At 73.4% G+C, this 5,495-nt stretch carries 1 protein-coding gene; it reads right to left on the bottom strand.

Going from position 1 to position 5,495, the window contains the following annotated elements; genetic code table 11:
• A partial coding sequence (locus tag ACZ4W9_RS40120) for an acyltransferase domain-containing protein (protein WP_467944188.1) occupies positions 1-5,477 on the bottom strand: 5,477 nt, incomplete at its 3' end.
• Between the last annotated feature and the right edge of the window lie 18 nt (positions 5,478-5,495).

Genomic DNA, 5,495 nt, shown 5'->3' on the forward strand with positions numbered 1-5,495 from the left:
CCACCGGTGATCAGCACCGTACCGGCCACATCGAGATCCACCGGAACAGTCAGAACGATCTTCCCCACGTGAGCCGCCCGGCTCATGAACCGGAAGGCATCCCGTGCGCGGCGGACGTCCCAGGTGGTGAGCGGTGGCAGGCGCAGGTCGCCTGCGCCGAGCAGCCGGACGGCCTCGGCCAGGATCTGCCCCAGCCGTTCCGGTCCCGCGTCGGCCAGGTCGAAGGCCAGCACGCCGGGCCGGATGTCGGCCTTGCCCATCTCCACGAACCGGCCGCCGGGCGCGAGCAGCCGCAGGGAGGCGTCCAGGAACTCACCGGACAGCGAGTTCAGCACCACGTCGAAGGGGCCGAACCGGTCGGCGAACTCCAGCGTCCGGGACGAGGCGATGTGGTCCTCGTCCAGCCCCAGGGCGCGCAGGGCGTCCCACTTGCCCGGGCCGGCGGTCGCGTGGACGTCTGCGCCCCAAAGCCGCGCGAGCTGGACCGCCGCCATGCCGACGCCGCCGGCCCCGGCGTGGATCAGCACCCGGTCACCGGCCTTCAGCCCGCCCAGGTCGCGCAGGCCGTACCACGCTGTCATGAACGCGATCGGCACGGTGGCGGCCTGGGTGAACGTCCACTCGTCGGGGATGCGCACCAGCACCCTGTGGTCGGCGACGGCCACCCGGCCGAATGCGCCGGGCAGCAGCCCGGCGACCCGGTCACCCGGCCGCAGCCCGGTGACCTCGGCGCCGACCTCGGTGACGACGCCCGCGCCCTCGCTGCCGAGCAGCGCCGGGTCCGGGTAGACGCCGAGGGCGATCAGCACGTCCCGGAAGTTCAGGCCGGCGGCCCGCACGGCGACGCGCACCTCCCGGGGTCCGAGCGGGGTCTGCTCGTACGGCAGGAAGGCCAGGTCGTCCAGGCTGCCCGTGCCCGTCTGCGTCAGCCGTCCGTCGAACGCCTCCGGTGCGGAGCGCACGAGCCGGGGTACGTAGACGGTCCCCCGGCGCACCGCCACCTGGTCCTCGTCGCCGACCGAGAGGCCGTCGGGCAGCTCGTCGGCGTCCACGAGCACGAACCGGCCGGGGTGCTCGGACTGCGCGGACCGGACCAGGCCCCATACGGCCGAGGCTTCCGGATCGCTCACCCTGTCACCGGGAACGACGGCGACCGCGCCCCGCGTGCGCACCACGAGCCGTTCGCCGGGTCCGGCCAGGAAGTCCTGGACGGCCGCCAGTGCCTCGGTGACCGAGCCGGGCGAGATGAAGGCGTCGCCGAGCGCGCCTTCGCCGGGGGTCAGCGGAATCCAGTCGAGGGCGTACAGCGGGCCGTGTTCGGCCATCGGACGGGTGGTCAGCGCCTCGATGGTCGCCAGGGGCTCGCCGGACCGGTCCGCCAGCTGGACGGCGTACGTGCCGGGGCGCACCGTCGTCAGCCGCACGCGCGCGGAGGTCACGCCGGTGCGGTGGACCGCGATCCCGCCCAGCGAGAACGGCAGCCGCACGTCGCCTTCCGTGCCGGCCAGCAGCGCCAGCGGTTGCAGGGCGGCATCCAGCAGGGCCGGATGTACGGAGAACCGGGCCGCGTCCGGCACGGTGACCTCGGCGAACACCTCGCCGCCGCGGCGCCACACCGCCTGCACCGCCTGGAAGGCAGGCCCGTACTCGTAACCCGCCGCGGCGAGCGTGTCGTAGAGCCCGGTGACCGGTTCCGCGCCGGCCGGCGGCCATTGCGTCAGCTCCTGCCCGACAACGGGTTTCCCGCTCACCGTGGCGGTGGCGTGCCGTACCCAACCGTCCGTCCGGGACCGGACGTCGACCGTGCGGCGGCCGGTCTCGTCCGGATCGCCCACGACGACCCGCACGTCCACCGCGCCGTCCGCGGGCAACACCAGCGGCGCCTCCAGGACCAGTTCCTCCACTGCCGCCCCGGCCGCGTGCACCACCAGTTCCACGAACGCCGTCGCGGGCAGCAGCACCGTCCCCCGTACGGAGTGGTCCGCGAGCCAGGGGTGGGTGGCCAGGGAGAGCCGACCCGTCAGGACCCGCTGCTCGCCCACCTCGACAGCGGCGCCGAGCAGCGGGTGGTCCACCGGGTCGAGCCCGGCCGCGGACACGTCTCCCGCGCCTCCGGCGAGCCAGAACCGCGTCCGCTGGAAGGGGTAGGTGGGCAGTGCCACGGGCTCCCCTTGAGGGAACGGCCACCGCACCGGCACGCCGGCGACGAACAGCCGCGCCACGGCGGTCACGAAATCGGCCGGGGTGCCGTGGTCGCGGCGCAGTGTCCCGGTCACCAGACCTGTCTCGTGCTCCTCCAGCGCGGGCGTGAGCACCGGGTGCGGGCTGATCTCGACGAAGACGGGGTCGTCACCCGAGGCGAGCAGCAGCCGGGTGGTCTGGTCGAACAGCACGGGTTCGCGGAGGTTGCGGTACCAGTAATCGGCGTCGAGGGCGGAGGTGCCGACGGGTTCCGCGGTGACGGTGGAGTAGAAGGGGACGTCCGCGGTCCTCGGCTCGATCCCGGCGAGGTCGGCGAGCAGTTGGTCGCGGATCGCCTCGACCTGGACGGAGTGGGCCGCGTAGTTCACCGGCAGACGGCGGGCGCGGATGCCGTCGGCCTCACAGACCGCCAGCAACTCGTCCAACGCGTCCAGAGCACCCGACACGACGACCGAACCCGGGGCATTGACCACCGCCACCGTCAGCCGGCCGCCCCAGCGGGCCACGAAGCCGACGGCCCGCTCATGCCCGAGACCGACCGACACCATCCCACCCTGGCCCGCCAGAGCGACCAGGGCCTTGCTCCGCAGAGCGACCACCCTGGCGGCGTCCTCCAACGTCAGCGCGCCCGCCACATAGGCCGCCGCGATCTCCCCCTGCGAATGCCCGACAACCGCGTCAGGTTCCACACCATGAGCACGCCACAGCTCCGCCAGCGCCACCATCACCGCGAACAGAGCGGGTTGCACCACGTCCACCCGCTCCAGCGCACCACCGCCGGTCAGCACCTCCACCAACGACCAGTCCGTATACGGCGCCAACGCCACACCACACGCGTCGATCACCTCCCGGAACACCCGCTCCGAGCCGTACAACTCCCCACCCATCCCCACCCACTGCGCACCCTGCCCCGGAAACACGAACACCGACCGGCCCAACGGGCGGACGGTCCCGGTGACCAGACCCGGTGCCGACCGGCCCTCCGCCAGCGCCTCCAACGCCTCCGCACCACTCACCACCGCCCGGTGCTCGAACACGGCGCGGGCAGCCAGCGCGCCCCCCACCGCCGCCGCGCTCACCTCGGGATGCACGGCGGTGAAGGCGCCCAGCCGGCGCGCCTGCTCCCGCAACGCCGCCTCGGACCTGGCCGACAACGCCCACGGCACCACCCCGCCCGCGGACCCCGTCGAAACCCCGACCGGTTCCCCGGCAGCCGCCTCGATCACCACATGGGCGTTCGTACCGCTGATGCCGAACGCCGAGATGCCCGCGCGACGCGGGTGGCCGTTGTCGGGCCAGGGCCGGGCCTCGGTGAGCAGCCGGATGTTTCCGGACTCCCAGTCGACGTGCGAGGTCGGCGCGTCCACATGCAGCGTCGGCGGCAGCTGCCCGTGCCGCATCGCCATCACCATCTTGATGACACCCGCCACACCGGCCGCCGCCTGGGTGTGACCGATGTTCGACTTCACCGACCCCAGCCACAACGGCTCGTCCCGCCCCTGGCCGTAGGTCGCCAGGAGTGCCTGCGCCTCGATGGGGTCGCCGAGGGTGGTCCCGGTGCCGTGCGCCTCCACCGCGTCCACGTCCGCCGTCGACAGTCCCGCGTTCGCCAGCGCCTGCCGGATCACCCGCTCCTGCGACGGACCGTTCGGCGCCCCGAGGCCGTTGGAGGTGCCGTCCTGGTTCACCGCCGAGCCCCGCACCACGGCCAGCACCCGGTGGCCGTTGCGCCGGGCGTCCGACAACCGCTCCAGCAGCACCAGACCCGCGCCCTCGCCCCAGGCCGTACCGTCGGCCGCCTCGGCGAACGCCTTCACCCTGCCGTCGGGAGCCAGGCCGCGCTGGCGCGAGAACTCCGTGAACCCCAGCGGGGTCGCCATCACGGTCACCCCGCCGGCCAGGGCCAGCGAGCACTCCCCCGAGCGGAGCGCCTGCGCGGCCAGGTGGATCGCCACCAGAGAGGACGAGCAGGCGGTGTCCAGCGAGACCGCCGCGCCCTCCAGCCCCAGCAGGTAGGCGATGCGGCCGGAGGTCACACTGGTCGCGGCGCCCGTACCGAGATAGCCCTCGGCGTCGGCGGGTGCCTGGTCGCCGTAGCCGGAGGACCAGATGCCGGTGAACACGCCCGTCCGACTGCCCCGCAACGACGTCGGATCGATCCCCGCATCCTCCAACGTCTCCCACGCCGTCTCCAGCAACACCCGCTGCTGCGGATCCATCGCCAACGCCTCACGCGGCGAAATCCCGAAGAAGTCCGCATCAAACCCCGCCGCATCCGCCAAAAACCCACCCCACCGCGTATACGACGTCCCCGCATGATCCGCATCCGGATGGAACAACCCCTCGACATCCCACCCACGATCCGACGGGAACTCCCCGATCCCATCCACCCCACCCGACACCACACCCCACAACTCCTCCGGCGACCCCACCCCACCCGGCAACCGGCACCCCATACCCACGATCACCACCGGATCAGCCCCACCACCCACCCCACCCACCGACACCGACGACACCACCGGCACCACACCCCCGCCGAGGATCTCGCTCAGCAGGTGTTCGGCGAGTCGCCGCGGGGTGGGGTGGTCGAAGGCGACGGTGGCGGGCAGGCGCAGGCCGGTGGCGGTGTTGAGCCGGTTGCGCAGTTCGACGGAGGTCAGGGAATCGAAGCCGAGGTCCCTGAACGGCTGCCGGTCCCGTACGGCCCCCGGTTCGCGGTGGCCGAGCACGGCGGCGGTGTGGGCGGTGACCAGGTCGAGTGCGGCTGGCAGCCGTTCGGCCTCCGGCAGTGACCGCAGGCGGTCGGCGATCGCGCCGTGCCGCGCCGGGCGCCGGCCCGTCTTGCGGGAGACGAGGTCCTTGAGGGCCGCCGGGACCTCCGGGGCTCCCGCCATCACGGACAGGTCGAGGCGTACCGGCGCCAGCGCGGCCCGGTCCGTGGCCAGGGCCGCGTCGAACAGCGACAGGGCGTGGTCGGTGGCCAGCGGCACGACCCCGGCTCGCGTCAGCCGGTCCTGGTCGGCACCGGTCAGGTGTCCGGTCATGCCGCTCCGCTCGGCCCAGTAGCCCCAGGCCAGCGAGGTCGCCGGCAGTCCGAGGGCGCGCCGGTGCACGGCGAGGGCGTCGAGGAAGGTGTTGGCCGCGGCGTAGTTGGCCTGCCCGGGGCTGCCGAGCGTCCCGGCCGCCGAGGAGAAGAGCACGAACGCCGTCAGGTCCCGTCCGAGGGTGAGTTCGTGCAGGTTCCACGCCGCCCGTGCCTTCGGCTCCCAGACCACCGCGAGACGTTCGGGAGT

It is taken from the genome of Streptomyces sp. NPDC029296, from assembly GCF_055569255.1.